At 42.6% G+C, this 20,772-nt stretch carries 17 protein-coding genes; 10 read left to right on the top strand and 7 right to left on the bottom strand.

The genetic code is table 11. The annotated features are described in order from the left end of the window. From RMY31_RS20560 to RMY31_RS20515, 10 genes are all read left to right on the top strand, one after another. Positions 1 to 280: nuclear transport factor 2 family protein (locus tag RMY31_RS20560; RefSeq protein ID WP_409878140.1), on the top strand; the 280-nt coding region annotated here is incomplete at its 5' end. Between the two features lie 168 nt (positions 281 to 448). Next, positions 449 to 2,656 (top strand): CHRD domain-containing protein, encoded by a 2,208-nt coding sequence (locus RMY31_RS20555; protein WP_322661720.1) that lies wholly within the window; start codon positions 449 to 451, stop codon positions 2,654 to 2,656. Between the two features lie 200 nt (positions 2,657 to 2,856). After that, entirely contained in the window at positions 2,857 to 3,180 is a 324-nt protein-coding gene (locus tag RMY31_RS20550; protein ID WP_322661722.1) for an antibiotic biosynthesis monooxygenase family protein, read from the top strand. Between the two features lie 121 nt (positions 3,181 to 3,301). Next, entirely contained in the window at positions 3,302 to 3,883 is a 582-nt protein-coding gene (locus tag RMY31_RS20545; protein WP_322661724.1) for an NAD(P)H-dependent oxidoreductase, read from the top strand. A gap of 44 nt (positions 3,884 to 3,927) precedes the next feature. After that, positions 3,928 to 4,569: a DJ-1/PfpI family protein gene (locus RMY31_RS20540; RefSeq protein ID WP_322661726.1), complete on the top strand. Its 642-nt coding sequence runs from the start codon at positions 3,928 to 3,930 to the stop codon at positions 4,567 to 4,569. A 398-nt stretch (positions 4,570 to 4,967) separates the two neighbouring features. After that, on the top strand, positions 4,968 to 6,791 hold the full coding sequence (locus RMY31_RS20535) for an AGE family epimerase/isomerase (RefSeq protein WP_322661728.1): 1,824 nt from the start codon (positions 4,968 to 4,970) through the stop codon (positions 6,789 to 6,791). Positions 6,792 to 6,879: 88 nt separating this feature from the next. Beyond that, entirely contained in the window at positions 6,880 to 7,290 is a 411-nt protein-coding gene (locus RMY31_RS20530) for an anti-sigma factor antagonist (protein ID WP_322661730.1), read from the top strand. Positions 7,291 to 7,317: 27 nt separating this feature from the next. After that, positions 7,318 to 9,435, top strand: coding sequence for a glycogen debranching protein GlgX (gene glgX / locus RMY31_RS20525; protein WP_322661734.1), 2,118 nt, complete (start codon positions 7,318 to 7,320; stop codon positions 9,433 to 9,435). Between the two features lie 134 nt (positions 9,436 to 9,569). Further along, a complete protein-coding gene (locus RMY31_RS20520) occupies positions 9,570 to 10,331 on the top strand; it encodes a MinD/ParA family protein (protein WP_322661736.1) in 762 nt (253 codons plus the stop codon). A gap of 34 nt (positions 10,332 to 10,365) precedes the next feature. After that, positions 10,366 to 11,847, top strand: coding sequence for a CHAT domain-containing protein (locus RMY31_RS20515; protein WP_322661738.1), 1,482 nt, complete (start codon positions 10,366 to 10,368; stop codon positions 11,845 to 11,847). Between the two features lie 244 nt (positions 11,848 to 12,091). On the opposite strand, the gene RMY31_RS20510 is transcribed toward RMY31_RS20515, so the two are convergent. From RMY31_RS20510 to RMY31_RS20480, 7 genes are all read right to left on the bottom strand, one after another. Beyond that, positions 12,092 to 12,946: a DUF928 domain-containing protein gene (locus RMY31_RS20510; RefSeq protein ID WP_322661743.1), complete on the bottom strand. Its 855-nt coding sequence runs from the start codon at positions 12,944 to 12,946 to the stop codon at positions 12,092 to 12,094. A 366-nt stretch (positions 12,947 to 13,312) separates the two neighbouring features. Further along, the gene (locus RMY31_RS20505; RefSeq protein ID WP_322661746.1) at positions 13,313 to 14,914 is read right to left on the bottom strand and encodes a CHASE2 domain-containing protein; all 1,602 of its coding nucleotides are present in this window, start codon (positions 14,912 to 14,914) and stop codon (positions 13,313 to 13,315) included. A 36-nt stretch (positions 14,915 to 14,950) separates the two neighbouring features. Next, positions 14,951 to 15,790, bottom strand: coding sequence for a PP2C family protein-serine/threonine phosphatase (locus RMY31_RS20500; RefSeq protein WP_322661748.1), 840 nt, complete (start codon positions 15,788 to 15,790; stop codon positions 14,951 to 14,953). 130 nt (positions 15,791 to 15,920) lie between these two features. Next, positions 15,921 to 16,355 carry an ATP-binding protein gene (locus RMY31_RS20495; protein WP_322661752.1) on the bottom strand — a complete coding sequence of 145 codons (435 nt, stop codon included), beginning with the start codon at positions 16,353 to 16,355 and terminating at the stop codon, positions 15,921 to 15,923. 39 nt (positions 16,356 to 16,394) lie between these two features. Continuing rightward, a complete protein-coding gene (locus tag RMY31_RS20490; RefSeq protein WP_322661753.1) occupies positions 16,395 to 16,733 on the bottom strand; it encodes an anti-sigma factor antagonist in 339 nt (112 codons plus the stop codon). A gap of 393 nt (positions 16,734 to 17,126) precedes the next feature. Continuing rightward, the gene (locus RMY31_RS20485; protein ID WP_322661755.1) at positions 17,127 to 18,704 is read right to left on the bottom strand and encodes an AAA-like domain-containing protein; all 1,578 of its coding nucleotides are present in this window, start codon (positions 18,702 to 18,704) and stop codon (positions 17,127 to 17,129) included. 88 nt (positions 18,705 to 18,792) lie between these two features. After that, positions 18,793 to 20,241 carry an AAA-like domain-containing protein gene (locus tag RMY31_RS20480; RefSeq protein WP_322661757.1) on the bottom strand — a complete coding sequence of 483 codons (1,449 nt, stop codon included), beginning with the start codon at positions 20,239 to 20,241 and terminating at the stop codon, positions 18,793 to 18,795. Between the last annotated feature and the right edge of the window lie 531 nt (positions 20,242 to 20,772).

Genomic DNA, 20,772 nt, shown 5'->3' with positions numbered 1-20,772 from the left:
CTTTTACAAAGTTGGTTCCGGTGAAGTTGTTTATGGCCCCCAAGCTGTAGTTGATTTCTTTGCACGCACATTTAGAACTACTGCTATTTTTTATAGTCATGATGTCAGAAAAGTTTGGCAAGAGCCAGATATCATCACTATTGAAATGGATGCCAAATACGAAATGGTTCATAGTAAAAAGCATGTGACGATCGCCTGCTGTGATGTCTACCGGATGCGAGGCAACAAGGTGAGTGAATGGCGGGTTTATGCCGATATGTCTCCTTGGGGCAACTCTTGAATCCCAGATAGAAAGAGCGATCGCTACCATTAGATTCACTTGCTGTACTAGGTCTTAGGAAAAAATTCTAGTGAGAAATTATCTTACTTCCTAGTACGGTAAGGACTACCTTGCCCATACATGACTTCACTATCTTCTGTTCTGGTCATCTAAAGGAAATTCATTGGCATGACACATCCTTCAGGCCCCGTTGGGATTATCAATCCAGGTATAAAAAGAAAAGTTGATGACTACCTGCTCGTAACACAGGACGATCCATCTCGCCCAGCAGTTTATGCCTCTGGAGACTTATATACTTACTTAGCAACTTCCAAAGAAACTAACTTTGATTTCAATTTTTTCGACTTCTTCCTGCCAGTCGGCGGCGGCCCACCACCTCACTTTCACCCTTACGAACACGAGACTTGGTATATAACTGCGGGAAATATTCAATACAATTTAGGTAATCAGGGAACTAATAGTATCGTATTGCCTGAAGGTAGTTTAATCTTTGGTGCCAGAAACCGAATACACGGATATCGCAATCTAGACTCGACGGCATCAATCACAGGGAAAACTCCAGGGGCAAGGACGCTTTCTTTAACAACTCCTGGGGCGCTAGACCTCTTCTTTGATAATATAGCTATTCCAATAGTAGATAGGAATGCCCCAATACCTGGGTTTACCGCTGTTCCAGGTGATGAAACTTACAGAAAACTGGCAGAATTTTCGATTCGGACTAATGCTGGCATAAATTTTGCTCCGCCAACTTATCAACCTCCCTCAAATTCTAAGAAGTACGTACTGGTGCTGCCAGAAGACGCACAGGGTGAAGTAGTAGAACAGGCAAAAGAACTCTCCAAGATTGATGGTTTTAGTGTCTGGACAACTGGCGATCAAGAAGGGTTAGCGCAACGACCAACATTTACTGGCCCATTTGGCATCGAGTATACTTCCCTGCTCAGTTTTGAAGAGTCGGGAAATGAGTTGGCTTACAATCAGTTTTCGCTTGCACCCCAGGAAACTGATACCTTTGTCCAAGCTAACTTAAATGCCAATCAAGTGGTGAAGCATACTGAATCGTCAGCAACTGGTGTTGCCGATTTGGAATCTGTTTCAGACGGTATTAGCTACGCTCTGACAGTAGATGGTTTAGACTTTGGACAATTTTTACCGGGCGATACTCCCCAAACTCCTGATAATGAACTAGATGATGTTGTTGCTATCCATATCCACTCAGGCGATCGCGGCGCTAGTGGCCCGCACGTATTTAGTATTTTAGATCCAGCTCATCAGGATGAAGGAAATCTTAGTCTCACTTTGAATGCCGATGATTCCACAACCATTAGTGGTATTTGGAATTCGACAGAAGCAGAGATTCCCGAAGAGTTGAGTGATTTCCTTAATGGTAATGGCTTACCGGGACAAGAAGCCGACTACTACTTCCAGATCCACACCAAGGGGAATCCAGATGGTGAGATTCGCGGTCAAGTTGCTCGCAACAGTGATGATTTTCCCGACCCAGTTACCAGTGATAACCATCAACTTTTATATGTCACAGAAGGGCAGCTATCCGTCAAAATTGGTGATGAAGTCAGGCTTGCCGGCCCGGACACCTCTATTGAAATTGCCCCAGGGAATGAATATGCGATTGGCAATTTTGGCACACAAGAAGTCAAATCGCTAGCAGTTTCCATACCGCAAAAAAACCTTGAACCAGCGCCTATTCCTTCATACTTAAATCCTCAGGGAAATCTCTCACCGAAGCAACTGGTTTACCTCAAAGATACAGACGATGTATTTTATCAGCCCAATCGCAAAAATCTTCGGGTTTACGGTGGTGAGGGTAATGATGAGCTTTACGCCACTAAAGACGTTCGCCTATTTGGCGAAGAAGGAAAAGACCTGCTTGACGCTTCTAGTGGCAAAGGTCACAACCTTCTCGATGGCGGTGAGGGAAACGACTGCCTTTTAGCTGGTACAAAGGATCAACTGGTTGGAGGTGACGGAGACGACAAACTCATCATTGTTAGTGGTGGCAAAAACGTCCTCTACGGTAATGATGGGGCCGATCAGTTTTGGATTGCTAACGGTAGAATCCCCAAGACTGTTGCCGATCCTAGACAAATAACCGACCAGCAATTTCCCTTTCCCGACTTACTGCCGTTAAGAGATACTCAAAACATCATCGCAGACTTTGAACTAGGTGTTGACAAAATTTACATTAACGGCATCTGCGGTATCTCTGACTTTGATGATTTGAAATTGCTACCTGCGTTTGGCGATATTCGCAGCACCAGCATTGTCGCTAGCTTGGGTGGCAAGGATATCTCCTTTGCAAATTTGTCGGGTGTTCTGTTCAACGAATTGTCGGCTACAGATTTCGTTTTTGCCTAAGTTCCTGATACCAATTCTCTTTGAGAGAATTGGTATCAGTATAAAGCCAGTTACTAATTACCGATTACCAATTTTATTTTAGCGATCGCATTGCTGAATACAAGTCTGTATCAATCGATTTTGAGATTTTACTTAATTTCCTAAAACAGAGTCAAACTAAGCACCTTGACCTTAGTCCTAACCCGTAAATAGGAGCAAAAATGATTACAATTAGCGACAACGCCGATCAAACTACCGCGATCAACATCTTCACAGTCGAAAGTCCTGAACAGCAACAGCGCATAGTAGATTTCCTGGTGGAGAATCAAGAAATACCTATGAGGCAACCAGGCTTCATATCAGCTAGCGTACACACAAGCTTGGATGGCAAGCGGGTTATCAATTACGTTCAGTGGCAAAGCAAGAAAGATATGGAAGTAGCTATGAAAGACCCAGATTTTGTAGCTATGAAAGAGAAAGTTGGAGGTTTTGCGCCTCACGATTTCAACTTTTATCAGGTCGTCGTCACAATGGAGCCGCATTAACAAATAAAAAGATAATCCCCATAAATAAATTTAGTTGCTCTCAGAGCATTTTTCTTTCTTCTGCCTTTTAACTTTTGACTTTTGCCTTATTCGGTGATTATTCACTTAGGAAATAGCAGTTATGGCAATCGCACCCAAAATCTTGGCCTTCGCCGGCAGCACTCGTACTGAATCCTACAACAAAAAGCTAGTGAAAATTGCGGCTTTAGGCGCACGGTCTGCTGGTGCTGAAGTCACTTACTTGGATCTGCGCGACATCCCCATGCCATTATTCGATCAAGACTTAGAAGATCGAGAAGGTCTTCCTTTGAATGCGCGTAAGTTGAAGGATATTATGCTGGCACATCAGGGACTTCTGATTGCTTCTCCTGAATACAACAGCTCCATTTCAGGTGTTTTGAAAAATGCTATTGACTGGGTGTCACGCCCGGCAAATGGTGAGCCACCACTAGCTTGTTTTGCGGACAAAGTGGCAGCGATTATGAGCGCTTCACCGGGAGCCTTGGGAGGTTTGCGGAATTTAGTTCATTTGCGGGCAATACTTGGAAATCTTAAAATTATCGTTCTTCCCAACCAAATAACTATTGCCAAGGCTTATGAGGCTTTTAATTCTGACGGCACCTTGCAAGATGCCCAACAACAGGCGGCAGTCGAGCAGATCGGCTTTCAATTGTCAACGTTGCTAGCGAAATTGAAAAGTTAGAAACTTGTAAAGTTAAACTTATCAAACTCACAAAATAGGATGCTATGACAACTAAATCTAAAGGAAAAATTGGCGTACTTATCGAAGAACATTTCGATCAAACAGAATATCGGAAGTTTAACGAATATTTCCCTAAACAAGGTTATGAAGTCGAATACATTTCTCATCTGTGGGGGAATTCACAATTAACATTCGGTTCTAACCCAGATAATGGTGAAGTTGAAGACCATGTAGTTGTCACCACAGAAGTTAATGACATCGAACCTTCTGATTACAAAGGCATTATTTGTATTGGTGCCTATGCTATGGATCGTCTGAGATATCAAGTTACTGTAAATAAGGGTCAGAAAAATCAAGCTCCGGCAGTAGTTTTTCTTAGAAAAGCTATGAAGACAAATGGCTTAAAAATTGGAACAATTTGTCATTCTTTATGGCTTTTATGTGCTGATTCAGATTTGCTGAAAGGTCGCAAAGTTACTTGCGCTCACAATATTATTTGTGACGTAGAAAATGCAGGTGCTGAGGTTATCTATGACAATGATGTAACTGCTGATTTAGTTATAGATGGCGATTTGATTTCTGGAAAACATCCTGGTGTGGTAGATCGATTCATGGAAGTTTTTCTCAATGAAATTGAGCAACAAGAAACTAAGCAGAAAGTTACAGGGAATAAATTGCTGATCTAGTTATCAAGAAGATGTAGCACTCTTAGTTGAGTTGTGATTTTTTGCGCCAATTTCGCCAAGGTGAAACAGAGAAAATCACAAATTGATTAAGATTGCTATATCTGAAAAAGGCTCTAAATCTACTTGAATGTTTGATTTCTGGTAGAGGCAATTTCAATGCAGGGAACTATCTATTCTTTTTCTGAAAAATCAATGATTTAGGATTTGATCGAATTTACCATTAGTTCTATAAACAGCCAGTATCGGGAGTTTCGCCTCAATATCGCATCACGGAAACAAATTTTAAATTCCGCCCGCTATCAGAAAAATATGGGCATTTCTAAAGACTCAAATATCTGAAAAAGTGCCGAATTCTTAACAAGTAAAAACTACAGACAATTATCCTGGAGGTAATCTTAATGGATCACATGAGTTTTTCATTTGCAGATACGATCGCTGGTTATGTCACCCACTTCGATCGTAACGAAAAATCCTTTGGGATCGAGACATCAGATGGACGAGAATACCAAGCATACCTCACGCCCAGTGCTTATGGTCGCATTACCCAAAACTTAGAAGAACCTTACCTCGATGGTACTGCTCGCTTTGGTGAGTTACTAGCTCCGGGTCAGCATGTGTTTGCCTATGGTGTTTTCTACCCTCAAGGACAAGATTACAAGTTTGAGGTTAAATACATTGTCTTTCCTGGCGATGCACCAAACAAATATCGTCATGAAGAGCCAGATTGGTGGGTGAAGCAAATAAATTCAATTGCTGATTCTTACTTGAAATGGCAGTTTGGTTATCCAGAAAAACCGATTGATTATCGAGAATATCGCACTTACCTTAACTTGGCTGGTACAAAAAAGCGTGATGATTTCTTACAAGAAACTGACACGATTTCCCGTTTGGTGTATGGTTTTGCTTCGGCGTATCTATTGACTGGAGAAGACCGCTTCTTAGAAGGTGCAGAAAAAGGTACTGAATATCTGCGTCAGCATATGCGGTTTTATGACCATGATGAAGACCTAATTTACTGGTATCACGGGATTCAGGTGACAGGTAACAGGGAGCAGAAACTATTAACTTCTGAGTTTGGCGATGACTATGATGCCATCCCCGCCTACGAACAGATTTATGCTCTGGCTGGGCCTATCCAAACTTATCGGATAACTGGCGACCCACGCATTCTGCAAGATGCTCAGATGACCATCGATTTGTTTGACCGCTTTTTCCTAGATAAAGAAGGCGTTGGCTATTTCTCCCATATCGACCCCTTAGGACTAGACCCGCGTGCAGAATCTCTAGGGCCGAACCGCGCCCGCAAAAACTGGAACTCAGTTGGGGATCATGCTCCGGCTTACTTAATTAATTTGTGGCTGGCAACTGGCGAACAAAAATACGCCGATATGTTGGAGTATACCTTTGACACGATCGCTAAATATTTCCCCGACTACGACAACAGCCCATTTGTGCAAGAGCGGTTCTACGAAGATTGGAGCCACGACACCACTTATGGATGGCAGCAAAACCGCGCAGTAGTAGGTCATAACCTGAAAATTGCTTGGAACCTAATGCGGATGCAAAGCCTCAAACCGAAAGCAGAATACGTGGCTTTGGCGCAAAAAATTGCTGCACTCATGCCCGATGCGGGTAGCGATCGCCAGCGCGGTGGCTGGTACGATGTTGTAGAGCGCACATTGGGTGAAGGAGAAGAACAATATCGCTTTGTCTGGCACGACCGGAAAGCTTGGTGGCAGCAAGAGCAAGCAATTTTGGCTTACTTGATTCTGCACGGTATCGAAAAACAACCAGAAGACTTGCGTCATGCTAGGGAAGCAGCAGCTTTCTACAATGCTTTCTTCCTCGACCATGATGACGGTGGCGTTTACTTCAATGTCTTAGCAAACGGTTTGCCATATTTGATGGGTAATGAGCGGTTTAAAGGTAGCCACTCAATGAGCGGTTATCACTCTACTGAGTTGTGCTATCTGTCGGCAGTTTATACGAACTTGTTGATTACCAAGCAACCAATGGACTTTTACTTTAAGCCGCAGCCAGGAGCGTTTAAAGATAACATCCTGCGGGTGCAGCCAGATATCTTACCACCTGGTAGCGTGCGGATTGGTCAAGTATGGGTAAACGAGGAAGAGTATCCCAATTTTGATGCAGATGCTTTAACGGTCAAGCTACCTGACACACAAGAGCAAGTTAAAGTCAAAGTGCAAATTGTGCCGAATTAGTAGACTGACAGCAATCTCAAAGAGATTGTGATTTGAAAGAGTTTTTGCGTAAATCTTGCCCATACTACCCACGAATACACCCAGCCATATGAAAATCAAGATTGAAACGCTGCAAGTAACATTGTTAGAAAATACAGCCCCAGAGCAAATCGCTGTGAATGAACTCCCACAAGTAACGGTGGTAGAACTGGTTGGTGATATAGATACGAATACCGCTCCCTCAGTTCAAGGGCAGATTTTACCACTGGCCCAAGCTGGAATTAGGATGATTCTGGAAATGACCAAAGTGGCCTATATGTCCAGTGCTGGTTTAAGGATACTGCTGTCCCTCTACCGCCAAATATCCGTTAAAGGTGGGCAGATTATTTTGGTGGGGCTTTCTGAAGAAATTCGGGACACAATGGATAACACTGGATTTCTCGACTTTTTTAAGACTTGCGACACCCTTGAACAAGCCTTAGAAGTTCTCAAAGTGCAAGTTCAGGTTACACGCACCTAGCCATATAGGAACAAAAGAAGAAACACAATGGATAGAATCGATATTCATCCCACCCATAGTTATGGGGACTTCAAACTACGTCCTGGCAGTGCGATTCCTTTTGGAGCAACGTTAGTACCAGGGGGTGTTAATTTTTCTATCTTTTCACGACATGCCAAATCCTGTACCCTAGTGCTGTTCAAAAAGCACTCTTCAGAACCAATGGCGGAAATTCCGTTTCCACAAGAGTTCAGCATTGGCAATGTCTTCAGCATGACCGTATTTGATTTAGATTACGAAAACCTCGAATACGGCTACCGCATGGACGGGCCTTTCAACCCCAAAGAAGGTCATTGGTTTGACCCTACCAAAGTTCTCTTAGATCCCTACGCCAAAATTATTGGTGGCAGAGATATTTGGGGAGAAAAGCCTGATTGGTACAACATGTATCATCATCGAGCTCGTCTGGCATTCGATGATTTTGACTGGGAATCGGATCGTCCTTTAGAAATCCCACCAGAGGATCTGATTGTTTACGAGATGCATGTCCGCAGCTTTACCCGCCATCCCTCGGCTGGGGTTAAGCATCCAGGAACATTTGCTGCTATCCGCGACAAGATTCCTTACCTCAAGGAGCTAGGCGTTAACTCTATTGAGTTGATGCCTATTTATGAGTTTGATGAATTTGAAAACAGTCGTCCTAACCCCCAAACAGGGGAACTGTTGCTGAATTATTGGGGTTACAGCACCGTCGGTTTCTTTGCGCCCAAGGCAGGCTATGCCGCCACAGGTAAATTTGGGATGCAAATGGATGAACTCAAGACGCTGATTAAACTCCTGCACAAAAACGGCATTGAGGTAATTCTAGACGTTGTCTTTAACCACACGGCGGAGGGCAATGAGTATGGCCCGACTATTTCTTTCCGGGGAATTGACAACAAGACATACTACATGCTTACCCCAGATGGCTACTACTTTAATTTCAGTGGCACTGGCAACACCCTCAACTGTAACAACCCCATCGTTCGCAATATGGTACTTGACTGCCTGCGTTATTGGGCAGCTGAGTATCACATTGATGGCTTCCGCTTTGATTTGGCGGCAATTCTGGGACGCGATCCTTGGGGTGCACCGCTGGCAAACCCGCCATTGTTGGAAACTCTCGCCTTTGACCCCATTCTCGCTAAATGCAAACTGATTGCTGAAGCCTGGGATGCTGGCGGTCTTTACCAAGTTGGTTCTTTTCCAGCGTTTGGGCGTTGGGCAGAGTGGAATGGTAAGTACCGCGACACCATTCGCAAATTTCTCAAAGGCGAGCCTGGAATAGTTGGAAACATGGCACAGCGACTACAGGGTTCGCCGGATCTTTATGCTGGGGCAGGGCGAGGACCAGCAACTTCAATTAATTTTATTACTTGCCATGATGGTTTTACACTGATGGATTTGGTTTCCTATGACGGGAAGCACAACGAAGCCAACGGTGAAAACAACAACGATGGCACTAATGATAACGATAGCTGGAACTGTGGCTGGGAAGGGCCGACTGATAACCCAGATATTAACGCCCTGCGCCATCGACAAATAAAAAATGCGATCGCCATGTTGCTCGTCAGCCAAGGTGTGCCTATGATCCTCATGGGTGATGAGGTAGGACGCACGCAATATGGTAATAACAATACCTATTGCCACGACAACGAACTCAACTGGCTGGACTGGAATTTGTTGGAAACCAATGCAGATTTGTTTAAGTTTTTTAAACATTGCATTGCCTTTCGTAATGCCCATCCTGTGTTGAGAAACAAATATCACTACCGGAATGTAGATTATGTCGGCAGTGGCTATGCTGATATCACTTGGCATGGAACCCAAGCATGGAATGCTGACTGGTCTGATTCCAGTCGTGTCCTCGCTTTTATGCTCTGTGGGAAACACGCCAAAGAAGGGACGGTCACTGACAATTACATCTACGTGGCGATGAACATGCATTGGGACAGTCACTGGTTTGACATCCCAGGACTTCCTCCAGGAATGCAGTGGCACGTCTTTGCTAACACTGGTGCCACTCCACCAGCACAAAGTTGGGAACCAGGAACAGAACCAGTACTAGAAAATCAATACGGTATACTTATCGCAGATCGCTCTGTGGTCATATTAGTGGGAAAGTAGAATAAGGATGAAGAATGAAGTATGAAGTCCAAGTTTGAGTCTTCATCCTTCATCTTTATTTTCTGTGTATTTTAATTACGAATTACGTTAGCGTAGCGTTAGCGAGTCCTCGAGCGTCATTACGAATTATTAACATGTCCAAAATTATCTCTGTCCACTCATTCCGGGGGGGAACTGGTAAATCAAATATAACTGCTAATTTGGCTGCTACCATTGCTCGTTATGGACATCGAGTTGGCATTGTTGATACTGACATTCAATCACCAGGAATTCATGTCGTTTTCGGTTTCGATGAGGAAATGATGGATCTGTGTTTGAATGATTACTTATGGGGTCGCTGTGATATTGAGGAGACTGCTTATGATGTCAGTTCTGTTTTGAAGGATGTAGCCCATAAAGATAGCGCCATTTACCTTATACCTTCTTCTCTTAATCTTGGTGAAATTACTAAAGTTATACGAGATGGATACGATGTAGGCTTACTACATGACGGCTTTCAAGAACTAATAGACAGGCTAAAATTAGACTATTTATTTATTGATACCCATCCTGGACTCAATGAAGAAACTCTACTATCAATCACAATTTCTGATACTTTAATCATCATTCTACGTCCAGATCGTCAAGATTTTCAGGGTACTGCTGTAACTGTCGATATAGCTCGTCAATTAGAAGTGCCTGAGATGTTATTAGTAGTTAATAAAGCGCTGTCAAATTTGGATTTCACTGCTTTACAGGAACAGATGGAGAGTTCATACAATGCCTTGGTTGCAGGCATCCTTCCTCTTTGTGAAGAAGTGGCTCAGCTAGCTAGTAGTGATATTTTCTGCTTACGCTATCCTAAGCATCCCTTGAGCCAAATAGTGGAAGCGATCGCTAAACAAATTCTCACGTAAAATAGTCACAAATATAAATCGGGGACAAGCAGTTATGAACAAATTTAATTTTCTAGCTGTCACCTTTTTAATAACAGGAATAATTAGTCCCATTGTAGCTCCTGCTAAAGTTATTGGTGATATAAGTTTAAAATATCCTAATACTCAACAGGTCACGGCGAGGATTTCCATCGCTCAATCTAGTAGAGAGGGCAGGAACACCACTCCTGCTACTGGTAACAGGAGACAGGAGAATAGAATCTGGAGAATAAAGAAGAATCTTTTCAATACCCAACCAATACCCAATACCTCTCAACTACAAAGAACAAGAGGTGCAGTAGATGAACAAGAACAAGACTGGAAAAAGGACTACGAAGATTACATAGGAACAACTTTTCCCAACCCTTTAATGTCATCTAAAGCTATTAGCGAAACCTTAAGTACAATTGAAAAACAAACTGGAAAAAAATCTGCTGTCGTCTATTTAATACCGACACCAAAACAACTAGAAATTCTATTAGTCACTTCTAGAAATAAGCCTGTTTCTAAGAGTATACAAGCAGCTAATAGAGATGCTTTGCTTAAAATAACTAAACAGTTTCAAACTGAGCTGAGCGACCCTAGAAGAGTTGACACTACTAGCTACTTGGCTTCTGGACAACAACTTTATAAGTGGTTGATTGCTCCCATTGAAAAAGAACTTCAGGCTGAAAATATAGATACTTTAGTTTTCTGCGTAGGTGTTGGCTTGCGCTCTGTACCATTTTCAGCATTGCATGATGGCAAGAAATTTCTGGTGGAAAATTACAGTATCAGTTTGATTCCTGCCTTTAGTTTGACAGATACTCGTTACACTGATATCCGCGACTTCTCAGTGTTAGCTATGGGAGCATCCGAATTTAAAGACCTCCAGCCTCTTCCTGCTGTACCTATAGAGTTATCTACAATTGTGCAGAATAAAGGGGGGAGCAGCTTCCTCAACGATAAATTCACTTTAAACAATTTGCGATCGCAACGCCAACAAAGATCGTATAAAATTATTCACTTGGCAACTCACGGAGTCTTCCAACCAGGGACAGCTAGTAATTCCTACATTCAATTGTGGAATACCAAGCTGCGCTTAAACCAGTTGCGACAGTTGCAATTGAATAATCCTCCTGTAGACTTGTTAGTATTGAGTGCTTGCAAAACTGCCTTGGGAGATCGGCAAGCAGAATTAGGCTTCTCCGGATTGGCGCTGGAAGCAGGAGTCAAGTCAGCAATGGGTAGTCTTTGGAACGTAAGTGATGCAGGAACTTTAGTGCTGATGACGGAATTTTATCAGCACTTGAAAACATCACCCTTGAAAGCAGAAGCTCTAAAGCAGACACAGATAGGAATGATCGAAGGGCAAATTAAGATTCAGCAAGGGCAATTGCGCCAAGCAGGGCTAAGAACAGGAACGCCTTTACCGCCAGAATTATCACAACTTGGAGATTTAAATTTATCCCATCCTTACTATTGGGCAGGTTTTACAATGATTGGCAGCCCTTGGTAATTAGAGAGCAGGGGGAGCAGCCAGACAAGGTGAGACAGCGCTCTTGGGGAGCCAGTGCGGTCTTGGGGTCTCCCCAAGTGGAGCATCTGGCGTGGTTCCCCCCATGAGCGACTAACAAACCCCGAAGGGGCGACTGCGCTAGCGGTAGCGAGGGACGAGCGTCACCCGAAGGGAAGACAATTCTTTTCGCTCCTGCCTTCTGCCTCTTTGCCAATCCCTTTTGGCGTTTCAAACTGTTTTCAGACTAACGACTTAAAGATTTTTCCGCAATATGACTAAAAGGTTCTTCGGCAACATCATTAAGTCCTACTGACTTTAACAACTCCTTCCAGTCCGTGACCAAACTTAAATCTTGCGGATTAGAGTAGCGTAGGTCAGCTAATGTTGTCAGAGTTTCATGCCAAATACCAGCCTCTGCATATATGCGTGGGCGATCGCGTGGTGCTGCTTTCTGTAATTGACTCACTAGAGTAGCACTCGGCTGGATTCTTTGCACCCAACCTTGTACCAAAAGGTTTTCAGAACTATCTTCAGGATTGCAAATTACGGAAAAGAACCAACGATAATTCTTGCCAATTTGTAGAGGTTCTACGGTTTTATTATTAGGGAGGCTCAAACTAACAACACCAGCATTATTAGGAGCTATAAACCTTGTTTTATAAACTACTTGATTTTTGCTACCTTCATGTAACTCGAACTCTACTACATGCGACGAAGTTGGAGGAATATATACAAAAAAAGTCGGGTATTTTTCTACAGTTAATCCTAGATTATTTGCTGGCAGTAAAGCTTTAATAGATTTACTACTTAAGCTACAATTATCGCCACGCGATGCCCCTCCTCTGCGATTTTCAGGTGCATCTACTTTAGGAGGCTTGAAGCGCACTGCTCCTCCTTTGAGATTTTCAGGCGTTCCAACTCTCGGAATCTTCAAATTATCTTTCGTTTCAAATGTATCTTGGGATTCAACTATTTTTTGGCTCAATAAATTCGATGGTGTCTGAGCCATCAAGGCTTGAGGATAAATAGTAACTGCACCTATTCCTAGGGATATAAATAAAGACAATGGTGTATAAGTCCGACAATAATTATTTTTCATTTTTACCTCTTTTAATTATGTTTCATATATTAAATACAACTTCAATTTATATCATTCCTAAATTATTTATCCAATTATTTGTTATTATCTTCTTTATCTTGAAAATGGATTGGGGGAGTAGAAAGAAGCCATTGCGTTATGGGGGTTCCCAAAGCAATGCATTACCTACCCTAGCAAAAGAGCTATATCACCGCTGAACTCTACGTTTAAAAAAGCCGATCTTTATCATACCAGAAAACTACTTTTGATAAACTTTCAGCACTGCAAATTATGAGATTTTTCATCAAAGTAAAGTCATTTTTTAATAGACTAATTTTTTTGCTGATTTTTATAATTTGATAGGGATATCAATCAGCAGTTTGTACATTACTCATCATTTTTACTACCTCTTTTTTTCAATTCTTTTACCTGGTTTTGCATCTGTTGAAAATATTCTTTATCTAAAGTTCCAGGAGCTGAACCGTTTTTCTTAGTCTCACGAACATCAGTAGATGCTTCAGAGTTACTGTCTGGGGGAACTTGAGTTTTTTTATTTCTCAGTTCTTTCCCCTTTTTCTGTAAGTCTTGGAAGTATTCAGACTGTGTAATTTTGGCTACTTGGCGTTCTCGTTTAGACTGGTCAATCTCGACATTGACTTTGAAAGGATTTTTTAGGCGATCGTAAATTGCTTTTGTGTATCCCGCTTTATTAAATCGGTCTAAGATCACGACACTTCCAGCAGTGGTCATGAATGTCAATGCAGATGGTACTAGCGGTATCCAAGCACCTTGGGAAAAGAAACCGAAACATACCACCAATAAGCCTCCTAGTGCTATTCCACTACCGAGACCAAAGCGCACAGGGTGGCGAATCTTCCAAGCCAGTGTTCCTCCTAGGAGCGACCATACTCCTATCCATACAGTCTCGCCCCAGTTTGACCAGTACCAAAACAAGGGACGACCATCCAAGACAGCACTGAGGATTTGACTAACTGCCTGTGCATGAATCACAACTCCTGGCATTTCTTGGTCTTTGTCCTCTCCGCCGCTGTAAGGTGTGTAGAAAAAGTCCTTGATACTGTCTGATATAGCGCCGATGAGGACTACGCGGTTTTTGATTAAGTTAGGATCGACCTTGTCTGTTAATACTTCTGTCAGGGTTACTTGTTGGGCGACGCGCCTGGGAGAGCGATAATTCAGCAGAACTTGATAACCTGCGGCATTAACATTTTGGTAGCTGCCAGAATTGGATTCTAAACGTCTAAATACTGTTGAGCCTAGCTTTAGTTCCTTAGATGGAGTGAGTGTTGGCTGGATTTTTTCTACCTTCAGGTAATTGAGTGCCAACTGGAGACTGAAAGAGTAAAGATCGGCGGAGGAATCTTGGCATAGATGCGGCTTTTGTCCACTGGGCTTATCTACAGCAGGAGGATTGAGAAAGAGTAGACTACGGCGTAGAGTACCACCAGAATCGATTAGCAAGTCAGCAAATCCAACCCGACTTTCTGCAACACCGGGAGGAGGCGCAATTCCTGAATTACCAGAAGTATCGCTGACTTTGCAAACAGCAATAATGCGATCGCTTTCTTGCAATTGTTTAGTTAACTCTGTAGTGCCGGGTGCAAAGGGCAAATCTCGATAAAGGTCTAAACCGATGGCTCGCGGTTTTTGCTGCTCGATTTTACCCAAAGCTCGTGCTAATATACCATCGGGTAATGGCCATTTCTTTTGCTGTTGGATATCATCTTCAGTGATTGCCACAATCAGCAAGCGGGGATCGGGACCTTCATCGCCACGCCATTGGATGAACTGGTCAAAAGCCCAGAGTTCTTGTGTTTGTAATAAACCAGCTTGTCGCACCCCCATAACCAAAGCTGTGGCGACCGCCGACGTGAAAATTACGCTTGCACTTGAGACGAATAATGCTGCGTACATTCCCTGCAAACGCGGCCACACAGAATTAATTGCTTGAGAGAACTTAGAAATCACACATTCATCCTTGCGATCGCAACAGTCAGCCTGAAATCAGGCACGATGCACAGCTAGCATGGTAATGTCGTCAAACTGATCGGCATCAGCAATATAAGCATACACACTAGCTTCAATTCGGTCTAGTACCGCAGTAGCTGAAGGCGCAGGCTGTTGCAGTAAAGATAGTAATTTTTCTTCACCAAAAAATTGGCCGTTAGGGTTGCGAGCATCAGTTACACCATCGGAGTAAGCTACTAAGATATCACCAGGTTCTAACTGCACTTGCTCAATACCAAATTCCCGATTAGGGATGATACCAACAGCTGGGCCTGTAGGTTTTAGCCTCGTCTTTACACCATCAGCACTAAAAATTAGTGGGGGTTCGTGTCCAGCGTTAACATAATGTAACAAGCCTGTAGCTGGATTCAATACGCCGAAGAACAGCGTGGCAAACATATTGATCCGACTGTGATTATTGGCTATGTAGTTATTTGTGAGAGTAACGGCATTTTTCAGGGCAGTAGTGCCAATTCTGGGAGCCTGCGATCGCACCCCCTTGCTGGGTTTGCCACGCTCATCGTTAAGTATATCTAACCAGCTCAGATTATAATGCTGTTGGGCAAAAGCTCGGATCAAACTGCGAAAAAGGGACATAAACAACGCAGCGCCCACCCCTTTGTCGCAAACATCCGCAACCACAATGCCAACTCGATTATTGGCAAGGGTAAAAGCATCGTAAAAGTCTCCACTGACTACACGTGCTGGATGAAAGCGAGCTGCTATTTCCCACCCAGGCATTTGTGGTAAAACCTCTGGCAAGAAATCGGCTTGAATCATGTGAGCGATCTGTAAGTCTCGCTCATAGACGAGCAGAAGTTCATGCTCGGTTTTCATGGAGTCTCCTTTTGGATTGGGGGAGCAGGGGAGGCAGGGGAAGATAAAACTTCTAACTCTTGTACAGACGCGTAGACGCTCGTAAGAGCGGCTTCTCGTAAGAGTATAATCGCGTCTGTATTTAGCACTTTTACTGTGCTGATGCCGTGCGGTACATAGTGAATATGTTGCGATTCTTGTCGCCGACGCGTTCATAATCAAACTTATCGACATCATGGAGTGCAAGATATACACCTAGACCACCAATTGGACGCTCCTCTAATGGTAGCCTTAACTCGTCTTCAGTTGGAAGTTGAGCCTGGCAGGGATTGTAGGCTATGGCTGTATCTTCGATAGAAATTGTCAGGGCTTGCTCGTCAATATCCGCCTGCAAGTTCAATAACCCCTCGCAACCAGCTTGACCATAGCCATAGGTAATAATATTGGTAGCTATTTCGTCTATTGCTAAACGGCAACGATAGGCAGCTTTTTTATCTAAACCAGCTGCTGCGGTAGCCGCCATCACGAATTCAGCGATTTTAGTAAGTGAATCTAAAGTTGCAGGCACTGTTAAAGAAGGTTGCATATCAATTGCCTTGTTAGAAACTAATTAATATGCTTCCTACTAAACGTTTTCGAGTTCGCCGATGTTATCTTTATCTAGTAAAATTAAACTTTGGTCAAATCCGGTTTTCTGCAAGGTATTGATTACCGTCTCGTGAGCGCCAACTACATAAATATTAGCTTTTGCACCCATCTTTTGCTTGGCGAATATCAGTACCCTTAAACCAGCACTAGACATATAGTCTAAATCCTGCATCAGCAAAACAAGGTCTTTTGCTCCTTGAGATACTGCTTTAGCAACTTCAGCTTGGAAAACTGGCGCATTCAGCCCATCCAGTTCGCCTGACAACTTGATTCTAGCAATACCATTATCTGTTTCCAGAGTTACATTAAAAGCCATAATTTTTTTCCTTAACAAGATTGGTTTAATAACATCACAAACAATTTGTTACCCAATAGTAAATAATTGATTCAATTTGTGTAGTAAGGTTTATTTTTACTTGGGGGTGGTTTTGTTTAAATCCTGAAATTAAATTAAGCTGTTCGTTAAATAAATGCAGCCTGAAAAAGTCCTAAATAGTTAGGAGTTTAAAAATGAGATGCAAATTGTTAGGTATTATTTCGTCAGAAAATGTCATACGGGAATGGCACTAAGAGACTTGCAAACAAATATCCAATCGCTCTGGAAGCTGAGGAAGAAGAATCTGATAAGGATGTTTTAAAATAGGCAAATGATATTATGCGATCGCTGTGCATGGTAGAACCAGCGAAGCTGTTAAGCTCAGCATCCTACTTACTGGAAATGTAGCAATTCCTTTAATCTTACTGAACACTGCTGTCCATAGCCCAAGAAAGTCACCATCCCAAACCCTAAAGCAACTATCAATACCCAACTGAATGCCCCAACAAAAAATAATCTTTGCAGTCTAGCAGCTTTTTGCTCTTGAACCAGTCGCGCTTTGACTTCCTTAGCACGTTCGGCTTCTAACCACGTCTCAACTTCTCGGCGATCGCATTCTTGGCTAGCGGCTAAAAACTGATAATCTAAATCGCTCAAACTTTTGCCCTGTGACCAAGCCAGAGCCTCCAGCAAGGCAGTTCCGCGCAACAGTCGTGAATAGTCACAGTGCTTTGAAGCTACCCAGGCATTTAATGCTTGAGAGTAAGGACGCAGTTTTGCCAATTGTTTTTCTACCCAAGCTTGGTTAAAAACCTCTTGATAAATGCGGTTTTTCACGATCAATTGCCCCCGCTGCTTGGTCACCAATCCCGACAACAGCAACTCGATTTGTTCTTCTCCATCATCAACAGATACCTGAGTTCCTTGTAAAATTTGCTGGTATAATCCCAGTAAACCTCCAGCACGTTGCTCGTTTCTCAGGAGGCGATCGCGGATTGTCTTTAAATGCTCTGGCTCATCATTGGCTTCCCAATTGTCTAGGATGTGTGTTTGCACTAGCTTTTCAAGAATCAACGAAGGAAATTGGTAATAAAAACTGATGAGATGATAATTAACGATTGGTAAATGGTCGTCCAACTTGTAACGCTCATCAGCTTCCAGAGTTCTATGTTCCTCAATATCCTTGCTGCCACTGTTTCTTTCCTGCACGACTATCTGACATAGCTTTTGAGTGAGAAACGGCTGTCCACTCGTCCAAGCCAAAATTTCTTTGAGAACAGCCATCGGATTAGCTACTTTACCTTCTAATCCCGCTGCTAATGGCTGAACTTCTGACAAACTAAAGCCATCCAGGACAATAGATGTACCAATATTAAAAGGGGTACAGTTGCGGTCAGCAATCAAATCTGAAGGCGTTGCCACACCAAACAGCGCCCAGGTGAGGCGGTTATATTCGGGATTTTCTGCTCGCTGATTGTAGCAAGATCGAATCAGAGTAAAAAAATCGACAACTGGAAAATTCAGACCGAGAACGCTATCAATTTCATCAACAAAAATAAAGATTTTTTCAGCTTGAAGTTGAACTAACAAAATATCTTCAACAAACTGGCTCAATCGCTGTAATGCTGATAAATCTTCTCGCTCTGACCACCAAGCTTTTAAATTAACTTTGCCAAAAAGGTTAAAGCTCCTTAATAGGTCAACAACTATACCCTTATACCACTGCGAAGGCGTAATATTGCCGTTACCAATTCTGGTCATATCGATAGAGGCACAACTGTAACCTGCTTGTTCCAATCTATGCCTCGTTCGTAACCGCAAGCTAGACTTGCCCATTTGCCGGGAGCTAAATACATAACAAAACTCGCCCCGCATCAAAGCATTATAAAGTTCTTGGTCAGCCTGCCGTTCTACATAGCTAGGAGCCTCTACTTTGAGACTGCCGCCGATTTGATATTCATATTGATTCATCCGCCGTCACCCATTTAATTTGCACATAGGAACAGCCAAAATACATGCTAAGACTACACTCCGTACTGAATTTTTAATTTTTAATTTTTTAACCCAATTGTTCGCGGAAATACAGTCGATACAACTCACAACTGGGTATTGCTTGATTTCCCTCAAGTTTTACCAATCCCATGCTTTCTAATTTATAGGCTGCGATCGCTTCTAATTGCACGCTTTCTTTTGATGTCACTACTTTTTTGAGTGCTGTTTTCAGTTCAGGATGCGTTTGCAGATTTGCTAAATGATGCCGCAAGTAGTTGCTGTAAATTCCTGCTATTGTCGGAGCATTCTGTAGTAACTGTTCTAGAGTTACTTCTTGCCGTACCAAATTATAAAGAGCAAGACGTACTAAAAAAGGATGACCGCCGATCATCGCTACTAGTGGAGCCAGTTTTTTAGCTCCGGTTTCACTTTCAGCCCAAGCCAGTCCATGGCGTAATGCCAAATCCTGCACTTGCTCTAAAGTAAATTCTGGTAACTTAATTGGTAGCCCGACATTGAAAGGCGATTGATTGATGTCTAACGGGATATAAGCTTCAGTGGCATGAACTACCAGTAGTCGGAGTTTTTGCCAAATCTCCAGTTCGGAAGCGTCCTCGTACCAGGAGCGCAGTAGCGGTAAAAAGTCGCCAGAGATTTCTGGATACTCGAAAATTCGATTTACTTCATCCAAAGCTAAGACTACCGGACAGTCGATTTCCTGCAAGACATACCCTTGTAAATATAATGTACAGCTAACTTTGCTACCAATATCCTCATCCCAATAATCATGTAACTTTGGCTCTAGGTTCAACTGCCGACTAATATTTGCACAAAACCAGCGTAAGAATTTTTCTAAGCTAGTAAAAACTTGACTATCTGCCCGCTGCAAACTTATTTGCACAGTGTGTAACCCACTTTGTCTAGCATGAGCCAGAATCCTTTGCATCAGGGAAGTTTTCCCCGTTTGGCTGGGGGCTTTGATTCGGATCAGACTTCCAGGCTTATTGATTTCGGCAAAGGCGCGTTCTTCAATTGGCGGACGCTCGATATAAAAGCTGGAGTTAAGCGGTACTGAGCCACTAGGAATTTCTAAGAAGTCAGGATTGAAGATGACGGATTTTTTCTCTTCTTCTACCTTCGTTGCTACAGGCAACTCCGATATGCCACTATCCTTAGAGATAATCTCAATTTCTCTTACCCCACCTGACGGCTGATGATGCTTCAAGACTGCTGTCTGTATGTGCTGCTGTTTTTTTTGCAGGATATTACTTTGCGATCGCCGTCTCAAAACTGACCTAAAATTACTTTTTGTGACCTCTTCCTCCAAAGCATGTGACAGTAACTTCCACAACTTAGAACCAACATCTTTGATGTAATTAGCATCATAGCCGGAGCTTTCTGCTATCTCTGGATAAGTTTGCCCTTCCCAAGCTTTGCGAAATACTAACTCCTGAACGTCATTTAAGCTTTGTTCAAGAAACGTATCTAAAATAATTAATGCTTCTTCAAGATTCATTTTTAAAAAGAGTAACAAAGTTTGTTTTAGATATGACTTTAACGGACTTTTTACGACTTTTTTCGTTATTTACGTAAATTTAATAGTCTTATATCTTGCACTGATAAAAGTTCATGTTTATTCCATAACACAGTGCTATAGCAATCCGCTTTGATTTCTGAAATTATTTGCGTGGTGCGCGAAGCGCAGCGCAAGCGCGATAGGCAGGCAAAAAGAAGCCTTGTAGTTGTACCTAGCTTCACAAAAATCAAATAGGAGTCCTATAGGTAACAAAGGTGTTTATCCGACAAAAGAACGATACCAAAGGTTAATACTCCTCTATTAAATGATTTATTCTTTGCAAGAAAGCCATGCATTTAAAGCATGTACTTAAGCAACTTTACTTAAAAAATAACTTGTTAAAGAAATATTTTATACTTTTTATAGAAAGCGACTTATTGGCTAGGGAACCTCTCAATTTTGCTACTTTAACTCTCTTTCCTCAGTCTAAACTTTGCCTCCTTACAGCTATCTAATAGCTGCATCTTTTTC

Source organism: Dendronalium sp. ChiSLP03b, from assembly GCF_034531165.2.
Lineage (GTDB): Bacteria > Cyanobacteriota > Cyanobacteriia > Cyanobacteriales > Nostocaceae > Dendronalium > Dendronalium minutum.
This window is presented reverse-complemented; position numbering and strand designations above follow the sequence as displayed.